This is a genomic window from Streptomyces sp. NBC_00727 (assembly GCF_045161745.1).
Taxonomy (GTDB): Bacteria; Actinomycetota; Actinomycetes; order Streptomycetales; family Streptomycetaceae; genus Streptomyces.
The window spans coordinates 1,576,845-1,596,501 of the sequence record NZ_CP108981.1; the positions used below are offsets into that span (position 1 = coordinate 1,576,845).

Annotated in this window: 18 protein-coding genes; 5 read left to right on the forward strand and 13 right to left on the reverse strand. The window is 71.0% G+C overall.

Annotation, left to right across the window (positions count from 1 at the left end; all coding sequences use genetic code 11):
• Positions 1-164 precede the first annotated feature (164 nt).
• From OG242_RS06985 to OG242_RS06995, 3 genes are read left to right on the forward strand one after another with little or no spacing between them, the layout of a single operon-like run.
• Positions 165-1,490: a DUF2252 domain-containing protein gene (locus OG242_RS06985; protein ID WP_405897310.1), complete on the forward strand. Its 1,326-nt coding sequence runs from the start codon at positions 165-167 to the stop codon at positions 1,488-1,490.
• A 58-nt stretch (positions 1,491-1,548) separates the two neighbouring features.
• Positions 1,549-2,268 carry a hypothetical protein gene (locus OG242_RS06990; RefSeq protein WP_405897311.1) on the forward strand — a complete coding sequence of 240 codons (720 nt, stop codon included), beginning with the start codon at positions 1,549-1,551 and terminating at the stop codon, positions 2,266-2,268.
• Between the two features lie 51 nt (positions 2,269-2,319).
• Complete coding sequence (locus tag OG242_RS06995; protein ID WP_405897312.1) at positions 2,320-3,171, forward strand: thioredoxin domain-containing protein; 852 nt, start codon at positions 2,320-2,322, stop codon at positions 3,169-3,171.
• 49 nt (positions 3,172-3,220) lie between these two features.
• Here the strand turns inward: OG242_RS06995 and OG242_RS07000 are convergent, their stop codons facing one another.
• Positions 3,221-3,799 carry a dienelactone hydrolase family protein gene (locus OG242_RS07000; RefSeq protein ID WP_405897313.1) on the reverse strand — a complete coding sequence of 193 codons (579 nt, stop codon included), beginning with the start codon at positions 3,797-3,799 and terminating at the stop codon, positions 3,221-3,223.
• 37 nt (positions 3,800-3,836) lie between these two features.
• Here OG242_RS07000 and OG242_RS07005 point away from each other — a divergent pair, with 37 nt between their 5' ends.
• Positions 3,837-4,970, forward strand: a complete 1,134-nt coding sequence (locus OG242_RS07005; protein ID WP_405897314.1) for a mechanosensitive ion channel family protein — start codon at positions 3,837-3,839, stop codon at positions 4,968-4,970.
• A gap of 12 nt (positions 4,971-4,982) precedes the next feature.
• On the opposite strand, the gene OG242_RS07010 is transcribed toward OG242_RS07005, so the two are convergent.
• From OG242_RS07010 to OG242_RS07030, 5 genes are all read right to left on the reverse strand, one after another.
• The gene (locus OG242_RS07010) at positions 4,983-6,569 is read right to left on the reverse strand and encodes a Na+/H+ antiporter (protein ID WP_405897315.1); all 1,587 of its coding nucleotides are present in this window, start codon (positions 6,567-6,569) and stop codon (positions 4,983-4,985) included.
• 106 nt (positions 6,570-6,675) lie between these two features.
• The gene (locus OG242_RS07015) at positions 6,676-7,152 is read right to left on the reverse strand and encodes a GNAT family N-acetyltransferase (protein WP_405897316.1); all 477 of its coding nucleotides are present in this window, start codon (positions 7,150-7,152) and stop codon (positions 6,676-6,678) included.
• Positions 7,149-8,090, reverse strand: a complete 942-nt coding sequence (locus tag OG242_RS07020) for an RluA family pseudouridine synthase (protein ID WP_405897317.1) — start codon at positions 8,088-8,090, stop codon at positions 7,149-7,151. The genes OG242_RS07015 and OG242_RS07020 overlap by 4 nt, the downstream gene beginning before the upstream one ends.
• Before the next feature lie 40 nt (positions 8,091-8,130).
• The gene (lspA, locus tag OG242_RS07025; RefSeq protein ID WP_405897318.1) at positions 8,131-8,790 is read right to left on the reverse strand and encodes a signal peptidase II; all 660 of its coding nucleotides are present in this window, start codon (positions 8,788-8,790) and stop codon (positions 8,131-8,133) included.
• Positions 8,791-8,847: 57 nt separating this feature from the next.
• Complete coding sequence (locus tag OG242_RS07030) at positions 8,848-9,594, reverse strand: TraR/DksA family transcriptional regulator (RefSeq protein ID WP_405897319.1); 747 nt, start codon at positions 9,592-9,594, stop codon at positions 8,848-8,850.
• A gap of 552 nt (positions 9,595-10,146) precedes the next feature.
• On the opposite strand from OG242_RS07030, the gene ileS reads away from it, so the two are divergent.
• The gene (gene ileS / locus OG242_RS07035) at positions 10,147-13,290 is read left to right on the forward strand and encodes an isoleucine--tRNA ligase (RefSeq protein WP_405897320.1); all 3,144 of its coding nucleotides are present in this window, start codon (positions 10,147-10,149) and stop codon (positions 13,288-13,290) included.
• Positions 13,291-13,592: 302 nt separating this feature from the next.
• Here ileS and OG242_RS07040 read toward each other — a convergent pair whose 3' ends face one another.
• From OG242_RS07040 to OG242_RS07070, 7 genes are all read right to left on the reverse strand, one after another.
• On the reverse strand, positions 13,593-14,729 hold the full coding sequence (locus tag OG242_RS07040; RefSeq protein WP_405897321.1) for a DivIVA domain-containing protein: 1,137 nt from the start codon (positions 14,727-14,729) through the stop codon (positions 13,593-13,595).
• A gap of 49 nt (positions 14,730-14,778) precedes the next feature.
• Entirely contained in the window at positions 14,779-15,063 is a 285-nt protein-coding gene (locus OG242_RS07045) for a YggT family protein (protein WP_024493384.1), read from the reverse strand.
• 72 nt (positions 15,064-15,135) lie between these two features.
• On the reverse strand, positions 15,136-15,753 hold the full coding sequence (locus tag OG242_RS07050; RefSeq protein WP_018104459.1) for a cell division protein SepF: 618 nt from the start codon (positions 15,751-15,753) through the stop codon (positions 15,136-15,138).
• A gap of 125 nt (positions 15,754-15,878) precedes the next feature.
• The gene (locus OG242_RS07055; RefSeq protein ID WP_405897322.1) at positions 15,879-16,598 is read right to left on the reverse strand and encodes a YggS family pyridoxal phosphate-dependent enzyme; all 720 of its coding nucleotides are present in this window, start codon (positions 16,596-16,598) and stop codon (positions 15,879-15,881) included.
• Between the two features lie 6 nt (positions 16,599-16,604).
• A complete protein-coding gene (pgeF, locus tag OG242_RS07060; protein WP_405897323.1) occupies positions 16,605-17,342 on the reverse strand; it encodes a peptidoglycan editing factor PgeF in 738 nt (245 codons plus the stop codon).
• Positions 17,343-17,359: 17 nt separating this feature from the next.
• Positions 17,360-18,583 (reverse strand): cell division protein FtsZ, encoded by a 1,224-nt coding sequence (ftsZ, locus tag OG242_RS07065; protein ID WP_405897324.1) that lies wholly within the window; start codon positions 18,581-18,583, stop codon positions 17,360-17,362.
• Between the two features lie 276 nt (positions 18,584-18,859).
• A complete protein-coding gene (locus tag OG242_RS07070; protein WP_405897325.1) occupies positions 18,860-19,654 on the reverse strand; it encodes a cell division protein FtsQ/DivIB in 795 nt (264 codons plus the stop codon).
• Positions 19,655-19,657: the final 3 nt, after the last annotated feature.

Sequence of the window (19,657 nt, forward strand, 5' to 3'; positions counted from 1 at the left end):
CGACGGGACGGGGGATGTCTGGGGGGACAGCGTGGAAGTCTACGTCTCCGAGGAGCGCGACGACGGGCACTCCGCGATACGGTCGCGCGTTGGAAGGGCGGGACCACCCGTCCCTTTTGTCATGCACGTCATCACGCAGGCCAGGTACCAGGAGGCAGTCACAGATGTCGGACACGCAGACCGGCGCGGAGCGGCGCGGGGAGCAGATTCTCGAGGTCTTCGACGCCGCCTTCGGGGAGCTCCTCGCGGCCGATCCGGCCGCCTTCCGGGTCAAGTTCCGCAAGATGGCGGGCTCGGCCTTCGCGTTCTACCGGGGCACCGCCTGCCTGTTCTACAACGACCTGGAGCGCGAGCGGCACGGCGGCCCGTATCTGGACGAGCGCACCGGCCGGGTCTGGATCCACGGCGACCTGCACGCGGAGAATTTCGGCACCTACATGGATGCCAACGGCCGCCTCGTCTTCAACGTGAACGACTTCGACGAGGCGTACGTGGGCCCCTTCACCTGGGACCTCAAGCGCTTCGCCGCCTCCATCGCGCTGCTGGGGTACGCGAAGGCGCTGGGCGACGAGCAGATCACCGAGCTGGTGCGGATCTACGCGGCGGCCTACCGCGAGCGCATCCGCGCCCTGGCCACGGGCGCCAAGAACGACGAGGTGCCGCCCTTCACGCTGGACACCGCCGAGGGGCCGCTGCTCGGCGCGCTGCGGGTGGCCCGCTCGCTCACCCGGTTCTCGCTGCTCGACTCGATGACCGAGATCCGCGACTTCGAGCGCCGCTTCAGTGAGGGCGGCGGCGCGATCGACCTGGACGCGGCGACGCGGTACAAGGTGCTGGCCGCGTTCGACGGCTATCTGGAGACGCTGCCGGAGTCGAGCCTGACCCGGCCCGACTCGTACCGGGTCAAGGACGTCGTGGGCCGGCGCGGCATCGGCATCGGCTCGGCGGGCCTGCCCTCGTACAACATCCTGCTGGAGGGCAACAGCGACGCCCTGGAGAACGACGTCGTGATCTACCTCAAGCAGGCGCAGACCCCGGCCGTCTCCCGGCACATCACGGACGCGGCCGTCCGCGACTACTTCCAGCACGAGGGCCACCGCACGGTGATCTCGCAGCGCGCACTGCAGGCCCACGCCGACCCGTGGCTGGGCTGGACCGAGCTGGACGGGGCCGGCCAGCTGGTCGCCGAGGTGTCGCCGTACGCGGTGGACCTGGACTGGTCCGACATCGACGAGCCCGACGAGATCGCGGCGGTCGTCGCCGACCTGGGCCGGGCGACGGCCACGATGCACTCGGCGGCGGACGACGAGAGCGGCCACTCGCTGGTGCCGTTCTCCACCGAGCGGGCGATCGACGCCGCCATCGCGGCCGACGAGGACGGCTTCGGGGACCTCCTGGTGGACTTCGCCCACAGCTACGGGGCCCGGGCCCGCGCGGACCACCAGATCTTCGTGGACCTCTTCCGCAACGGCCGCATCCCGGGGCTGTAGCCGGCGAAACGGAATCTTTAGGGGTCGCTTACAGGTTCGCATGCGACACTCCTGGGCGATGGACATATCCGGGACGCAGCTCAGAGCGGCACGCGCGGCGCTTTTCACAGCGCTCGTCGTGACGCTCTCCGCCGCGTCCCACGTCCTGCTCTCGCAGGTCGCGCTGCCGCTGGTGCCCGTCGCCGTGCTGGCCGTTGTGGTCTTCGCGGCGGCCTACGCCCTGGCCGGCCGCCAGCGCTCCTTCGGGGCGATCGCCGGACTGCTGGTCCCGCTGGAGCTGGCGGCCGACACCTTCTTCACCACCGGCCAGCACCTCTGTTACGGGGCGGCGGGCGGCCCGATAGCGGGCCCCCTGCGCTCGGTGGGCGTCGACGTCCTGTGCGGCGGCGGCGACCTCGGCCCCGGGCCCGGCCGGCTCGGCGACGTCACCACCCCGCTCGCCTCGGTGACCGCCGGCGGTCAGGGCGCCGCCGCGCTGCTCGCCTCCCCCGGACCGCTGGTCCCCTGGCTGCTGCTGGCCGCCCATGTCACCGTCGGGCTGCTCGCCGCCGCCTGGCTGCACCGCGGGGAGCTGGCGCTCGCCGGGCTGCTGGGGGCGTGCGCGCTGATGGCGTTCCGCCCGCTGCTGATCGCCGTGGCCGTGGTGGGCACGGCCGGACGCTCCGTACACCGCAAGGCGCTCGCCGCCGCGTCCGGGCCGCGCCCGCCGGCCCACGCCCGCCTGCTCGTCCACTCCGTGGGACGGAGGGGTCCGCCGCTCGGGGCCTGTGCGCTCTGAGCACACGCAGACCCCGGAACGTACGACCCACACCCCACGGAGAACACCACCATGAGCAAGCGCAACAGCCAGGCCAACAAGTCCGCAGCCCGCGAGCGGCTGCGCGCGGAGCGCGAGCGCCAGGCGAAGAAGGACAAGGCCCGCCGGCAGCTCGTCGTCGGCGTCTCGGTCGTGGCCGGCCTCGCCGTCGTAGCGGGCATCAGCTACGCGGTGGCGGAGCTGAACAAGCCGTCCCACTGGGATTCCCTCAAGGACGAGAAGACGGTGGCCGCGCCCAGGAACACCTCGGGCACCAACGGCACCACCGTCGTCATCGGCAAGGACAGCGCGAAGAAGACCCTGAAGCTGTACGAGGACTCCCGCTGCCCGATCTGCGCCTCGTTCGAGCAGACCGTCGGCTCGGCCATCGCCAAGGACGTCGAGGACGGCACGTACAAGATCCAGTACATAGGCGCGTCGTTCATCGACGGCGACAGCCTCGGCGGCGACAACCCCTCCGTCGGCACCCGCGGCGAGGGCTCCAAGAACGCCCTGAGCGCGCTGGGCGCCGCCCTGAACGTGAGCACGGACGCGTTCCTGGAGTACAAGAGCGCCCTGTACTCGGCGAAGTTCCACCCGGACGAGGCGGACGACAAGTTCAAGGACGACAGCTACCTGATCGAGGTGGCGGACTCCGTGAAGGAGCTCAAGGGCAACAAGGACTTCCAGAAGGCCGTCGAGGACGGCACGTACGACGCCTGGGCCCTGAAGATGTCCAAGAGCTTCGACGAGAACAAGGACGACGTGACGGGCACGCCGACCCTCGTCATGGACGGCAAGAAGGTCACCGGCAGCGACGGCAAGAACGCGCCGATGACGGTCGACGACTACAACACGGCGATCGCGGCGGCCCTGAAGGGCTGACCCGCACCCTCGAAGGGCTCCGCGCGATCCGCGCGGAGCCCTTCGCGCGTCACAGCGTGGCGAGGAACCCGATCGCGACCTTCCAGGCCAGCTCCGCGGCGTCCCGGTCGAAGTCCGGCAGCTCCGGGTCGGTGAACAGGTGCCCGGCGCCCGGGTAGCGGTAGACCTCCACGTCCGCCCCGGTCCGCTGCATGTCCAGGTACCAGGAGTTCAGCCAGTCCGGCGTCTCGTACGGGTCCGGATCGGCCACGTGCAGCTGTACGGGCAGCTCGTCCACCGAGGCGTTCTCGGCGATGTCCGAGGTGCCGTGCAGGAGCAGCAGCCCGCGTGCCTTCTCGTCGCCGAGCGCCAGGGTCTGGGCGACCGAGGCGCCGAGCGAGAAACCGGCGTAGACGAGGCCCTGGTCGGAGTAGGGCGCGGCGGCGAGCACGGCCCGCTTGAGCAGCTCCTCCTTGCCGGCCTCCTCGCGGAACGCCTCCGCTTCCTCCACCGAATCAAAGGTGTGCCCCTCGAACAGATCGGGCACGCGCACCTCGTGCCCCGCGGCGCGCAGCCGTTCGGCTGCGGCGTGCACGGCGGGGCGCAGACCGTACATCGAGTGGAAAAGCATGATGTTCATGACGCCCATGGTGCCAGTTGCGTTCGAAGGGATGGAGAGCGACAGCATGGAGAGTGTTCTGCGGCCGCTGATCGTCCTCGGCGGCTCGGTGGTGATCACCCTGGCTGCGGGCTGGCTCTTCGACTTCCTGCTGAGGCGCGCCGACGCCCGGCACCACGAGACCCCGTTGTGGGGCCTGCTGCGGCAGTGCCGGATTCCGTTCCAGCTGGTCATGTGCGCGGCACTGCTGCGCGGTACGTACGCGAGGACCGGTCTCGGCCCGGTCCAGAACCACCAGGTGGGCATCGGCCGACTGCTGACGCTGGTGCTGATCGGCGCGTCGGCCTGGCTGGTGGTGCGCATCGCCATAGCGGTCGTCGACTCCGTGTACGCGCGCTACGCGGCGGCCCACAACCGGGACCCGGCGCGGGTGCGCCGGGTGCGGACGCAGGTGACGCTGATCCAGCGCGTGGTCATCGCGGTCGTGACGATCCTGGCCGCCGCGGCGATGCTGCTGACGTTCCCCGAGATGCAGGCGGTGGGCACCTCGATGCTGGCGTCGGCCGGTCTCGTCGGCATCGTCGCCGGTGTCGCCGCCCAGTCCACGCTCGGCAACCTCTTCGCGGGGCTTCAGATCGCGTTCGGCGACATGGTCCGCATCGGCGACACCGTGGTGGTGGACGGCGAGTGGGGCACGATCGAGGAGATCACGCTGACCTTCCTCGCGGTGCGTACGTGGGACGAGCGGCGGATCACGATGCCGGTCTCGTACTTCACGGGCAAGCCGTTCGAGAACTGGTCGCGCGGCGGGGCGCAGATGACCGGCTCGGTCTTCTTCCACCTCGACCACTCGGCGCCGATCGAGGCGATGCGTGACAAGCTGCGGGACATCCTCGGCGAGTGCGCCGCCTGGGACGGCCGGAACTGGTCCCTGGCGGTCACGGACACCACCCCGACGACGATCGAGGTGCGCGCGGTGGTCACGGCGAAGGACGCGGACGACATCTGGACGGCGCGCTGCGCGGTCAGGGAGCAGCTGATCGGCTGGCTGCGCGACCATCACCCGTACGCGCTGCCGCGGGTCGCGACGGCCCCCGCGGCGCTCCCGCCCGGCGACGCGTGGCCGTCGGTGAACGGGACCGGCAAGGACGAGAAGGCCGCGAGCGGCTGGAACCGGACCCCTCGCACCGGCCAGGGCTGACCGGCGCCGGCCTCAGCGCAGGCTGCGGACGTCCAGCTGCCGCAGGACCCGGTCCACGACCTCGGGGTCGGAGCCGGGTTCGCTGCGTGCGGAGAGCACGGCGTGGCGGGCGGCGGACATCATCTCGCGCTGGATGCGGCTGACCGCGTGGAACCGCTCGACGCGCTTGGCGTAGGCGTCGCGCCGTTCGTCGTCGACCATCTCGGGGCTGATCCGCGCCCCCATGTCGTACGCGAGCCGGTGCAGCCGCTCGACGACGTCCTCGGGGAGGTCCTCGGTCTCCTCGATCTTCTTGAGCCGCCGGCGGGCCGCCTTGGCCGCCCGGACCGCGAGGTCCTTCTCCAGGGCCGCCTCGGCGTCCGTGTCCGCGCGCACCCCGAGCCGCCGCACCAGCCAGGGCAGCGTCAGCCCCTGGAAGACCAGGGTCACCATGATCACGGAGAACGCGATGAAGACGATCTGGTCGCGGCCGGGGAACGGCTTGCCGTCGTCCGTCTCCAGCGGGATCGCGAGGGCCAGCGCGACGGAGGCCACCCCGCGCATCCCGGCCCACCACATGACGACGGTCTCCCGCCAGCTGGTGGGGATCTCCTCGCTGACGTCCCGCCGGGTGTGCAGCCGCTTGGCCAGCCAGGTGGCCGGGAGCAGATAGAGGAGCCGTACGCCGACGACGACCGCGACGACGGCGAGGCCCCAGCCGGCCATCTCCAGCTCGCGGCCGTCCGCCGTGCCGAACACGTTGTGCAGTTCGAGGCCGATGAGCCCGAAGGCGATCCCGGTGACGAGGGTGTCGACGATGTCCCAGAAGGTGCGTCCGGTGAGCCTGCCGAGGACGTCGTCGGCGTCCGCGGTGTGCTCGGCGAGGAAGATCGCGGTCACCAGGACGGCGAGCACGCCGGAGCCCATCAGCTCCTCGGCGAGCACGTAGCTGACGAACGGCACCAGCAGGGTCAGGCCGACCTGGAGGGTGGCGTCGCCGAGCAGCCCCATCAGTTTGATCGTGAGCCAGCCGAGCGCCACGCCCACCGCGACGGCGACCACCGCGGACAGCACCAGCAGCCCGAACGCCTCGGGCCACGAGAAGGTCCCGCTGACGGCCGCCGCGATGGCCACGTGGTACAGCACGATCGCGGTGACGTCGTTGAAGAGCCCCTCGCCCTCCAGGATGGAGACGAGCCGGCGGGGCAGCCCGACCGAGCCGGCGACGGCGGTCGCGGCGACCGGGTCGGGCGGGGCGACGAGCGCGCCGAGCGCGACGGCGGCGGCCAGCGGCAGGCCGGGCACGATCGCGTCGGCCACCGCTGCGACGGCGGCGGTCGTGAGGAAGACCAGGGCGACGGCCAGCAGGAAGATGGGCCGCTTGTTCGCCGCGAACTGCCGCCAGGAGGTCCGCTGCACCGAGGCGTAGAGCAGCGGCGGCAGCAGGGCGGGGAGGATGATCTCCGGCGGGATGTCCACGTTCGGCACGAAGCTGACGAAGGCCAGCACGACCCCGAAGAGCGTCATCAGCACCGGCGCGGGGAGCTTGAGCCGGTCCCCGAGCGGAACCGTGACCACGGCTCCGAGCAGCAGCAGGAGCAGCAGTGACATCTGGTCCACGGGGTGCCTTCCGAAGCGCTCCGGCCGGGCCCGGTGTCCGCCCCGCCGTCGCCCCTCACCCTGCCATGCGCCTCCTGCCCGCCGGGGCCAGGGGGGCGGCGGGGCGTCAGATCGCCCGGCGCATCGCCCGGTGCGGGATGCCCGCGTCCATGAACTCGGGGCCGTACGGCTCGTAGCCGAGGCGCTCGTAGAAGCCGAGGGCGTGCGTCTGGGCGTGCAGGTCGACGGCGGCCAGGCCGTGGTCCCGGGCCGCGTCCTCGATGGCCCGCACCAGCGCGGCGCCGACGCCGAGGCCGCGGGCCTCCTTGCTGACCGCGAGCCGGCCGAGTGAGCCGACGGTGAGGTCCACGCCGTTGTGCGCCGCGGCGGCGGGTCCGTGCAGCAGCCGGCCGGTGCCGAGCGCGGTGCCGTCGGCCGCGACGGCTATGACGTGCACCGCGTCGGCGTCGTAGGCGTCGTACTCGATCTCCTCGGGCACGTTCTGCTCACCGACGAAGACCTCCTTGCGCAGTTGGAAGCACGCGGCGCGGTCCTGCTCGTCCGTGACGGTCCGCGTGCTGTACGCGAGCGGCCCGGCCGTCACTGGCTCTCCGCCGCGATCCGGTCCAGCGCCTGCTGGAGGTCGTCGGGGTAGGTGCTGGTGAACTCGACCCAGCTGCCGTCGGCAGGGTGCTCGAAGCCCAGCTTGACCGCGTGCAGCCACTGCCGGGTCAGGCCGAGGCGCTTGGCCATGGTCGGGTCGGCGCCATAGGTGAGGTCGCCGACGCAGGGGTGGCGGTGGGCGGACATGTGCACCCGGATCTGGTGGGTGCGGCCGGTCTCCAGCTTGATGTCGAGGAGGCTGGCGGCCCGGTACGCCTCGATCAGGTCGTAGTGCGTCACCGAGGCCTTGCCGTCCGCGACGACCGCCCACTTGTAGTCGTGGTTGGGGTGGCGGCCGATGGGCGCGTCGATGGTGCCGCTCATGGGGTCCGGGTGGCCCTGGACCAGCGCGTTGTACTTCTTCTCGACGACCCGGTCGCGGAACTGGGCCTTCAGCGAGGTGTAGGCGCGCTCGGACTTGGCGACGACCATCAGCCCGGAGGTGCCGACGTCGAGGCGGTGGACGATGCCCTGGCGCTCGGCGGCGCCGGAGGTCGAGATCCGGTACCCGGCGGCGGCGAGGCCGCCGATGACGGTGGTGCCGGTCCAGCCGGGGCTGGGGTGCGCGGCGACGCCGACGGGCTTGGCGATGACCACGATGTCGTCGTCGTCGTGCACGATCTCCATGCCATCGACGGGCTCGGCGACGATCTGCACCGGTGCGGGCGCCTGCGGCATCTCCACTTCGAGCCAGGCACCGCCGTGCACCCGCTCGGACTTCCCGACCACCGAGCCGTCCACCTGCACCTTCCCGGCGGCGGCCAGGTCGGCGGCCTTGGTGCGGGAGAACCCGAACATCCGGGAGATGACGGCGTCGACGCGCTCGCCCTCCAGGCCATCGGGGACGGGCAGGGTGCGGACCTCGGGTTGCGTACTCACCAGTCGAGTATGCCTTGCGGGCGCCAGTCCTTGTGCCCGGCTAGTCCTTGTGCACGGTGCCGTCGGGGTCCAGGCCCTTGAAGGAGAGGAGGACGATCAGGATGCCGCCGCAGACGATCGCGGAGTCGGCCAGGTTGAAGACGGCGAAGTGGGCGGGGGCGATGAAGTCGACCACCGCGCCCTCGAAGACGCCCGGCGCGCGGAAGATGCGGTCGGTGAGGTTGCCGAGCGCCCCGCCGAGCAGCAGGCCGAGCGCGATGGCCCACGGCAGGCTGTACAGCTTCCGTGCGAGCCGCGCGATGACCACGATGACGGTCGCCGCGATGATCGTGAAGATGATCGTGAACGCCTCACCGAAACCGAACGCGGCGCCCGCGTTGCGGATGGCGTCGAGCTTGAGCCAGTCGCCGAGGAGCTCGATCGGCTCCTGGTGCTCCAGCTTCGCCACGACGAGCATCTTGCTGCCGAGGTCGAGCAGGTAGGCGACGACGGCGACGCAGAACAGCAGGATGATCCGCCGCCGGCGGGTGGCCGGCGAACGGTCGACCGCCGCGTCCGCGTCCGAGGCCGTGGCACCGCTGTCCGGCGCCTCCGGCGCGACGGAGTCCGGGGAAGCGGCCGCGCCGTCCGGCCCGGTCTCTCCGCTTCCCTCAGCCCCGGTGATGTCCGGCGTACCGATGATGCGCTCCGCCTCTGCCACGTGAGTCCCTCAAGCTAGTTCCCAACAGAGAACGAGGGTACGACACACCAGTGCGGATCAGCCTCGTCGCTCCTGCTTCTGTTTGTCCTCGACGCACAGCGTGGCGCGGGGGAACGCCTGCATCCGGGCCTTGCCGATCGGCTTCCCGCAGACCTCGCAGAGCCCGTACGTACCGGCCTCCAGCCGGGCCAGGGCGCGCTCGGTCTGGTCCAGCATCTCCTGGGCGTTGGCGGCGAGCTGCATCTCGTGCTCGCGGGTGATGTTCTTGGTGCCGGTGTCGGCCTCGTCGTCGCCCGCCCCGTCGCCGGAGTCCCGCATCAGCCCGGCCAGCGCCAGTCCCGAGGCCTCCAGCTCGTTGCGGAGCCGGGTGATCTCGCCGGTCAGCTCGTCCCGCGCGGACGCGACCTCATCCGGCGTCCAGGGGTCCTCGCCCGGCCGTACGGCCAGGTCCCCCGGGGCCGTGGCGACCCGGGCGGGCGGCACGGGTGCCGCGTCCTCGTCGACGGTCCGGGTCCTGGCCGCGCTCTTCTTGGCTACCACCGTGTGGGCTCCCGTCTGCTCGGCGGCCTCGGCCGCCCCCGTGTTCGCCGGGGCCGTGGCGGCCCCGGTCCTCTTCGCCGTGGTCTTCCGGCCCGCCGCCTTCTTGACGGAGGCCTTCTTCCCGGTGGACGCCGTGTCCTCGCCGGACTCCGCGTGCCCGGCGGACTCCGGCTCACCACCCGCCGTCGCACCGGCGGACGCCGTCTTCCTCGCCGCGGCCTTCTTCGCCGGCGCCTTCTTGCCGGGCGCCTTCTTCTCCACCATGGCCGCGGCCCCTTCACGCATTGTGATCTTGCTCGCGAGTCGTGCTGGGACGATAAGTCGACCCCGGCCCCGCGGCAACGGGGCACGCCGCCGCACCGCCCCTCCCCGTGTCCGGATCACCGTGCGCCTGCATCCGTTGTGCCCAGCTCCCCGCCGGGTAATCCGGCTTCCCGCCGCGCGCCGGGCCGTGCCCCGGCTCCGTGCGCCCCGTGTGGCCATTCGGGTCACGCGGGGCCCCTCCGTAAACCGGTCGGACGGCGTGCCCCGCGGCCCGTACACTGGCCTCAGCGAGAGGCGTGGATGGGACGAGTAGCGTCGTACGCAGCCAGCAGCGACCCGGGGACGGTGGGAGCCCGGGGGCGAGCGCGTCGTGAAGATCACCCCGGAGCCGCCGGAAGAACGCCCCCGAGGGGCCAGTAGAACCGGCATCGCACCCCAATGAGGGGGCCCGGGGCGCACGCCCGGGGCCAAGGAGGGTGGTACCGCGGGGACCGGCGTCGGTTCTCGTCCCTCCGACGGAAGTGGAAGACGTCCGCCGGAGGAAGCCCGCACATGACATCGCCGCAGTACCGCCAGGTACCCGCCCAGGTCGACCTGCCCGCGCTCGAGCACGCAGTGCTCGACTTCTGGCGCGAGAACAAGGTCTTCGACAAGAGCCTCGACCAGTCCGAGGGCCGCCCCGAGTGGGTGTTCTACGAGGGCCCGCCGACCGCCAACGGCATGCCCGGCGCCCACCACATCGAGGCCCGCGTCTTCAAGGACGTCTTCCCCCGCTTCCGGACCATGCAGGGCTACCACGTGGGCCGCAAGGCCGGCTGGGACTGCCACGGCCTGCCGGTCGAGCTGGCGGTCGAGAAGGAGCTGGGCTTCAACGGCAAGAAGGACATCGAGGCGTACGGCATCGCCGAGTTCAACGCCAAGTGCCGCGAGTCCGTGACCCGGCACACCGACGCCTTCGCCGAGCTGACGACCCGCATGGGCTACTGGGTCGACCTCGACGACGCGTACCGCACGATGGACCCCGAGTACGTCGAGTCCGTGTGGTGGTCGCTGAAGGAGATCTTCAACAAGGACCTGCTCGTCCAGGACCACCGCGTCGCTCCCTGGTGCCCGCGCTGCGGCACCGGCCTGTCCGACCACGAGCTGGCTCAGGGCTACGAGACGGTCGTCGACCCCTCGGTCTTCGTCCGCTTCCCGCTCACCTCCGGCCCCCTGGCCGGCGAGGCGGCGCTCCTGGTGTGGACGACGACCCCGTGGACCCTGGTCTCGAACACCGCGGTCGCCGCGCACCCGGACGTCACCTACGTCGTCGCGACGAACGGCGAGGAGAAGCTCGTCGTCGCGCGGCCGCTGGTCGAGAAGGCGCTCGGCGAGGGCTGGGAGCTCACCGGCCAGTCGTTCACGGGCCGCGAGATGGAGCGCTGGACGTACGAGCGCCCGTTCGCCCTGGTGGACTTCCCGGCGCCCGCGCACTACGTCGTCAACGCCGAGTACGTGACGACCGAGGACGGTACGGGTCTGGTCCACCAGTCCCCCGCGTTCGGCGCCGACGACCTCCTGGTCTGCAAGGCGTACGGCCTGCCGGTGGTCAACCCGGTCCGCCCCGACGGCACCTTCGAGGAGGACCTGCCGCTGGTCGGCGGGATCTTCTTCAAGAAGGCCGACGAGGCGCTGACCGAGGACCTGAAGGACCGCGGGCTGCTCTTCCGCCACGTCCCGTACGAGCACAGCTACCCGCACTGCTGGCGCTGCCACACCGCGCTGCTGTACTACGCACAGCCGTCCTGGTACATCCGTACGACGGCGGTCAAGGAGCGGCTGCTCCAGGAGAACGAGAAGACCAACTGGTTCCCGGACTCGGTCAAGCACGGCCGCTTCGGCGACTGGCTGACCAACAACGTCGACTGGGCGCTGTCCCGCAACCGCTACTGGGGCACCCCGCTGCCGATCTGGCGCTGCGAGGACGGCCACCTCACCTGCGTCGGCTCCCGCGCCGAGCTGGGCGAACTGTCCGGCGCGGACCTCTCGGGCCTGGACCCGCACCGGCCGTTCATCGACGAGATCACGTTCACCTGCACGCACGAGAGCTGCCAGCTGGAGGCTTACCGCGTCCCGGAGGTCATCGACGCCTGGTACGACTCGGGCTCGATGCCGTTCGCGCAGTGGGGCTACCCGTACAAGAACAAGGAGATCTTCGAGAGCCGCTACCCGGCGCAGTTCATCTCGGAGGCCATCGACCAGACCCGCGGCTGGTTCTACACACTGATGGCCGTCGGCACGCTGGTCTTCGACAAGTCGTCCTACGAGAACGTCGTCTGCCTGGGCCACATCCTCGCCGAGGACGGCCGGAAGATGTCCAAGCACCTGGGCAACATCCTCCAGCCGATCCCGCTCATGGACCAGCACGGCGCCGACGCCGTGCGCTGGTTCATGGCGGCGGGCGGCTCGCCCTGGGCGGCCCGGCGGGTGGGCCACGGCACGATCCAGGAGGTCGTCCGCAAGACGCTCCTCACGTACTGGAACACGGTGGCCTTCCAGGCCCTGTACGCCCGTACGTCCGACTGGTCGCCCTCGGCCGCGGACCCGGCGCCCGCCGACCGCACGGTCCTGGACCGCTGGCTGCTCGGCGAGCTGAACACCCTGGTCGACCAGGTCACCCAGGCGCTGGAGGGCTACGACACCCAGCGCGCCGGCAAGCTGCTGTCCGCGTTCGTCGACGACCTGTCCAACTGGTACGTGCGCCGCTCCCGCCGCCGCTTCTGGCAGGGCGACAAGGCGGCGCTGCGCACCCTGCACGAGGTCGTCGAGACGGTGACCCGGCTGATGGCCCCGCTGACCCCGTTCATCACCGAGCGGGTCTGGCAGGACCTGGTCGTGCCGGTCGCCCCGGACGCGCCGGAGTCGGTCCACCTGTCGTCCTGGCCGAAGGCGGACCCGTCGGCGGTCGACCCCGCCCTCTCGGCACAGATGGCGCTCGTGCGCCGCCTGGTGGAGCTGGGCCGGGCCACGCGTGCGGAGTCGGGCGTCAAGACCCGCCAGCCGCTGTCCCGCGCCCTGGTCGCGGCCTCGGGCTTCGAGCGCCTCTCCCCGGAGCTGCACGCCCAGATCACGGAGGAGCTGAACGTCTCCTCGCTGGCCTCCCTCTCCGAGGTGGGCGGCTCGCTCGTCGACACCACGGCCAAGGCGAACTTCCGGGCGCTCGGCAAGCGCTTCGGCAAGGGCGTCCAGGCAGTGGCCAAGGCGGTCGCGAACGCGGACGCGGCGGCCCTGTCGCTGGCCCTGCGCGAGGGCACGGCCTCGGTCGAGGTGGACGGCGAGACGGTCACCCTCTCGCCGGACGAGGTCATCATCACGGAGACCCCGCGCGAGGGCTGGTCCGTCGCCTCCGACTCGGGCGCCACGGTCGCCCTGGACCTGGAGATCACCCCGGAGCTGCGGCGCGCGGGCCTGGCCCGTGACGCGATCCGCCTGATCCAGGAGGCCCGCAAGAACAGCGGCCTGGACGTGGCGGACCGCATCGCCGTCCGCTGGACCTCCACGTCCCCCGCGACGACGGAGGCCCTCACCGAGCACGCGACGCTGATCGCGGACGAGGTGCTGGCGCTGGACTACGCGGAGGGCGGGGCGGACGGCGCGTACGGCGCCCCGTTCGAGGACGAGGGCCTGAACCTGGTCTTCCGCCTCCGCAAGGCGTAGCGGCCCCCGAGGGCCCGGCCGGGAACACCTCGGCCGGGCCCTTTCCTGTCCCCCACCCCGCCCCTTCCCGTAACCGGGGCTCAAGTGCCGGCGAGGCTGCATTTCGCTCCTGCCGCCGCGCATCTGCGACGGCGGCGGCAAAAACAAGCCCCTCCGGCGATTGAGGAGCGGGGGTACGAGGGCAGAGCCCCCGAAACGGCGCCGAGGCGGGCCGCGTACGCAAAAGGGCCGGGCCCCGGGGAAAACCCCGGGGCCCGGCCCTCAGCCTGCCGACGGCTACGCGCTCAACGAGCGCGCCCCGCTCAGTTGTCGTCCTCGTCGATCAGGAACCCGCGCATCGGCGACGGCGCCTGCTGCATCGGCTGCGGCGCCTGCGGCCGCACCGGCGCCATCGGCTGCGTCATCGCCGGGGACATCTGCTGCTGACCGCCGTACGACGGGCCGCCGCCCATGGACGGGTTGCCGCCCATCGGCTGACCACCGTGGTTGCCGCCCATGGCGTGACCCATGGCACCCGCACCGGCCGGAGCCAGCGAGGGCGACGGCGGCAGCGACGCGGCGGCCGGGGTACGCGCCGGAGCCAGCGAGTCGTCCGCCTGGGTCTCCAGCTGACGCAGCTGGCTCTCCAGGTAGGACTTCAGACGGGTCCGGTACTCGCGCTCGAAGCCGCGCAGGTCCTCGACCTTGCGCTCCAGCGTCGCGCGGGCCGACTCCAGCGAGCCCATCGCCACGCGGTGCTTCTCCTGCGCGTCCCGCTCCAGCGCGTCCGCCTTGGCGCGGGCGTCCCGCTCCAGGCCCTCGGCGCGGCTGCGGGCCTCGCCGACGATCTTGTTGGCCTCGGAACGGGCCTCCGCGATCGCCTGGTCGGCGGTCTGCTGGGCGAGGGACAGGACACGGGCGGCGCTGTCGCCACCGGGGCCCTGCTGCTGCATCTGCGGCGGCGGCTGCATCTGCGGCTGCATCTGCTGCATCTGCTGCTGCGGGTTGTGACCGCCCATGGGGCCGCCCATCGGTCCGCCCATGGGACCACCCTGCATCGGGCCGGGACCGTGGGGGCCCTGCGGACCGGGACCGTGCGGGCCCTGGGGGCCGTGGCCGCTGGGACCGGCGGGCAGCTGCGGAGCACCACCGGGCAGCTGGGGGGGACCCATCTGCGGGGGCTGCTGCTGGACCGGCGGGCCCGATATGGCGGCGGGCACCGGGGCACCCGGCCGGTCCTGCTGCTCCGGCGGCTTGCGCATACCCTGCTGCTGGTTCTGCGCGGCGGCACGCGTGGCGGCGGCCAGCTTGGCGCGCAGGTCCTCGTTCTCACGGAGCAGGCGGGTCAGCTCCGACTCGACCTCGTCGAGGAAGGCATCGACCTCGTCCTCGTCGTAGCCCTCTCGGAGGCGGACCGTCGTGAACTGCTTGTTCCGCACATCCTCGGGAGTCAGCGGCATCTCTTCTTCACCTCTACGTAGTCGTCGGCAGTCGGCAGGACCGTATCGCTCACAGCCTGATCACGACGCTGATCAGGATGGAAACGATGATCATCAGAACGAAGAAGGACAGGTCGAGTGCCACGCCCCCGAGACGCAGCGGCGGGATGAACCGCCGCAGGAGCTTGAGCGGTGGATCGGTGACCGTGTACGTGGTCTCGAGGACGACCACCATCGGCTTGCCCGGCTGCCATGAACGTGCGAACTGGAAGACGTAGTCCATGACGAGCCGGAAGATCAGCACGATGAGGAAACACATCAACGCGATGTAGACAACACTTTGTGCGACGCCCATCTCTCGCGCTTCCCTCTCCCCTGGCTCTCGTAGCGCCGGCCTCTCGGCCGGGTCGTTCCCGGTGTCGTGTTCTCAGCTCTGGTTGAAGAATCCGCCCTCTGCGATACGGGCCTTGTCCTCCGCCGTGACATCGACGTTAGCAGGAGACAGCAGGAACACCTTCTGTGTCACTCGCTCAATGCTGCCATGGAGACCGAAGACGAGTCCCGCGGCAAAGTCGACAAGTCGCTTTGCGTCCGTATCGTCCATCTCCGTGAGATTCATGATCACCGGAGTGCCCTCACGGAAGTGTTCCCCGATGGTACGGGCCTCGTTGTAGGTCCTGGGGTGCAGCGTGGTGATCCGGTAGGGCTCCCGCTCGGACACGACCTTGGGCATGATCACCGGTGCGTTCTTCTCCATGTTCGGGCGTTCAGGTGTGATGGATGCCACGGGTGCGATCCGGGCGGGTCGCTCACGCTCCGCCGGGATCTGGACGGGCTCCCGCTGCGCCGGCGGCTGGACCGCGCGGACCGGTTCGTCGCGCTCCCGGTCCCGCTCCACCTGATGCGCGGGCTGGTGCCGGCGCCGGTCGCGCTCGGGCTCCGGCTCGGGTTCGAATTCGTCGTCGGGGTCGAACCCCGGACCGTCGTACCCATCGTCCTCCACGAGGCCGAGGTAGACCGCCATCTTGCGCATCGCGCCGGCCATGCTCTGAGTCCTCCGCTCTGTGGTGGATCGGCATCTGTCACCAAGTGCCCGCGATCCACTCCGGCCTGCCCGCCCTGGGCGGTAATGACCATATTTTCTGCTGTGGTCCGACTTGCTTGGCGACGTTACCCGAGCCCGGGGCGGACTCCGAGTACCGCAGTACCGACGCGCACATGTGTCGCTCCGGCCGCGATCGCGTCCTCGAGGTCCGCACTCATCCCTGCAGAGACCATGTTCGCAGCCGGATGGTTCCCGCGCAGCCGGGATGAGAATTCCATCAGCCGGTCGAACGCGGCCCGTTGCCGTCCGGCGAAGGGGCCGGCGAGCGGCGCGACGGTCATCAGTCCGTCCAGCCGCAGCCCGGGCGCGGCGGCCACCGCGTCGGCCAACTCCTCGATCCCGTCCGGGGCGACGCCCCCGCGCGCGCCCCGCTCACCGCTCTCCGCGTCGAGCGCCACCTGGATCAGGCAGCCGAGTTCACGGCCGGCGCCCCCGGCCGCCGACGACAGGGCGGTCACCAGCTTCGTACGGTCCACCGACTGCACGACATCGGCATAACCGGCCACCGAGCGAACCTTGTTGGTCTGCAATTGACCGACAAAGTGCCAGGAGAGGGACAGATCCGCACATGCGGCGGCCTTGGGGGCGGCGTCCTGGTCGCGGTTCTCCGCGACCTGACGCACACCGAGTCCGTGCAGAATCCGCACATCGCTCGCGGGGTAGGTCTTGGTGACCACGATCAGGGTCACGTCTTCCCGCGCGCGCCCGGCCGCGGCGCAGGCCGAGGCGATCCGGTCCTCCACCCGTGCCAGATTGGCGGCGAGTTCTTCCTTGCGTTCCGTCATGCCCTATCAGTCCAGCCAGACATATCCGGCGAGCCGCCCGGTGGTGCGGTCGCGTCGGTACGAGAAGTGGTCGCCCGATTCCAGGGTGCAGAAGGGCGACGCGTGCCGGTCGGTGACGCCGAGCGCCGCGAGCTGGGCGTGCACCCCGCCGGTGACGTCCACCGCCGGGGTGCCCCAGCTGGTCTCGGACCACGAGCCGGGCACGCTCGCGGCGACCTCGTCCCGCATCGCCGCCGGCACCTCGTAGCACCGCCCGCAGACGGCCGGTCCGGAACGGGCGGTGATCCGGGAGACCTCCGCGCCGAGCCGGACCATGGCCTCGACCACGGCCGGCACGACCCCGGCGACCAGCCCCGGCCGGCCCGCGTGCGCCGCCGCGACGACACCGGCCTCCGGGTCGGCGAGCAGGACGGGCGTGCAGTCGGCGGTCAGCACGGCGAGCGCGAGACCGCGGCGCGCGGTGACCACCGCGTCGACGGCGGGGATCTCCGGGGCGTCGCCCCAGGGTCCGTCGACCACTGCCACGTCGCGGCCGTGCACCTGGTTCATCCAGACGACCCGCGCCGGATCGAGCCCCCGGGCACGCGCGGCGCGCTCCCGGTTGGCGAGAACGGCGGCGGGGTCGTCGCCGACCGCGCCGCCGAGATTGAGCTCCGCGTACGGGGCGGCGCTCACTCCGCCCCACCTGTCGGTGAAGGAGAAATGAGCGCCGCCCCGCGAAAAGACAGAAACCTTCGAGCTCACTGCGTCGTGCGGACCTATCACTTCAAGAAGTCCGGTACGTCCAGCTCTTCGGCCTGGGAGTCCGAGTAGGGACGGGCCGGCGGGACGTGCGGCGGCGAGACGACCGGCGGAAGGTGGGTCTCACCCGCGGCCGGAGCCGGCTCGGCCTGCACCGGCGGCTCCTCACGCGGCGGGACGGAACCGAGCCCGCCCGACTGGTGGCGCACCGGCTCGGCGGCCCGGACCGGCGTCGGGGCCGGCTCCTCGCGCTTGGCGGTGTTGCCGCCGAGCGCGATCTCCCGCCGGGCCGGCGGCTGTCCGCCGTCGAAGCCCGCCGCGATGACGGTGACCCGCACCTCGTCGCCGAGGGCGTCGTCGATGACCGCGCCGAAGATGATGTTCGCCTCGGGGTGTGCCGCCTCGCTCACCAGCTGGGCGGCCTCGTTGATCTCGAAGAGACCGAGGTCGCTGCCGCCGGAGATGGAGAGCAGGACACCGCGGGCGCCGTCGATGGACGCCTCCAGGAGCGGCGAGGAGATCGCCATCTCCGCGGCGGCCACCGCGCGGTCGTCGCCGCGGGCGGAGCCGATGCCCATGAGCGCCGACCCGGCCTCGGACATGACCGACTTGACGTCGGCGAAGTCGAGGTTGATCAGGCCCGGCGTGGTGATGAGGTCGGTGATGCCCTGGACACCCGAGAGCAGGACCTGGTCGGCCGACTTGAAGGCGTCGAGCACGCTGACCTGGCGGTCCGAGATGGACAGCAGCCGGTCGTTGGGGATGACGATCAGGGTGTCGACCTCTTCGCGGAGCTCGGCGATGCCGTCCTCCGCCTGGTTCGCGCGACGCCGGCCCTCGAAGGTGAACGGGCGGGTGACCACACCGATCGTCAGGGCGCCGAGCGAGCGCGCGATGTTGGCGACGACGGGTGCGCCACCGGTGCCGGTGCCGCCGCCTTCGCCTGCGGTGACGAAGACCATGTCGGCCCCCTTGAGGACCTCCTCGATCTCCTCACGGTGGTCCTCTGCCGCCTTACGACCGACGGCCGGGTTCGCCCCGGCGCCGAGGCCGCGGGTGAGTTCGCGGCCGACGTCGAGCTTGACGTCGGCGTCGCTCATCAACAGGGCTTGCGCATCCGTGTTGATCGCGATGAACTCGACGCCCTTGAGACCGACCTCGATCATTCGGTTGATGGCATTGACACCACCGCCGCCGACACCGATGACCTTGATGACTGCGAGGTAGTTCTGCGGTGCTGCCACGTCGAAGGCCTCTCGCCTCGAGTTACGTGTCGTCGCTTCGCGGTGATCCCGCCGCGACGACGGATGCCGATTGGGACGGTCCGAACGCCGACCCAAACCCTAACGTTCAAGTTTAGGGTTACCAGTGTGTCTGCTTCATGGACTCTTCCGAACAGGACACTAAGTCGACAAGTGGCGCACGTTCAACGAACACGCCGAACCTCCCGTTTTTCTTTTCACCCTATGTGATCACCCGTAGCGCTGACCAACCAGGGTGCTGGCCAGGCCAAATGTGCGTCAACTACCCGACACCGCAGGAGCGGTGGGTGCACTCACGTCGAAGTGTCCCGCTTTGGGTGCGGCCTTCATGAGAGCGGTGAGGACTCGCGCCTTCGCCGCACCCGCTTCACCGCTTCCCCACAGCACCGTTCGATCCCCGCTGAGTTCCAGGGAGATGGCGTCGTACGAGGCGACCCGGACGACCCGGGTGTCCTCGGCGACACCGCCCGGGAGGTCACCCGCGACCCGGACCGCTTCGCGCACCAGCCGGTCGCTGCCGAAGCGGCGCAGACTCCCGGAGTGACCGGTGGCCACTTCCAGCAGGGGCGCGCGCGCGGGCGCCTTGTCCACCGTGGCGAAACGCACACCCTCGGCGTCCACTTCAATGAACTTTGCGCCCTTTTTTTCCAACAGGACCGGCTTTCGTTCGGTCACCTTAAGTCCGATGCCGTGCGGCCATGACCGAACGACATCCACCGAGTCGATACGAGGCAACTTCTGGCGCAACCTCTTCTCGATCGCGCCGGTGTCCACGGAGACCAGCGGGGCGTTCATGGGCACCGCGGCCGTGCGCTCCACCTCGGCCGGTGTCAGCACCCGGACCCCGGAGATCCTGACCTGTTCGACCCTCAGCCAGGAGGATCCGTACAGCACCCAGACCGCGCCGGAACCGAGCAGCAGCACGGCCGCGGCGATCAGGACCAGCAGCCGGCGCCGGGTGATGCGGCGCCCCTCGGGACGTGGGCGCGACGGCCGTTCCGGGGCGTCCTCCTGCTTCCCTGCACCGCGCTGGGCGGTCGTCGGTCCGGCCACGCT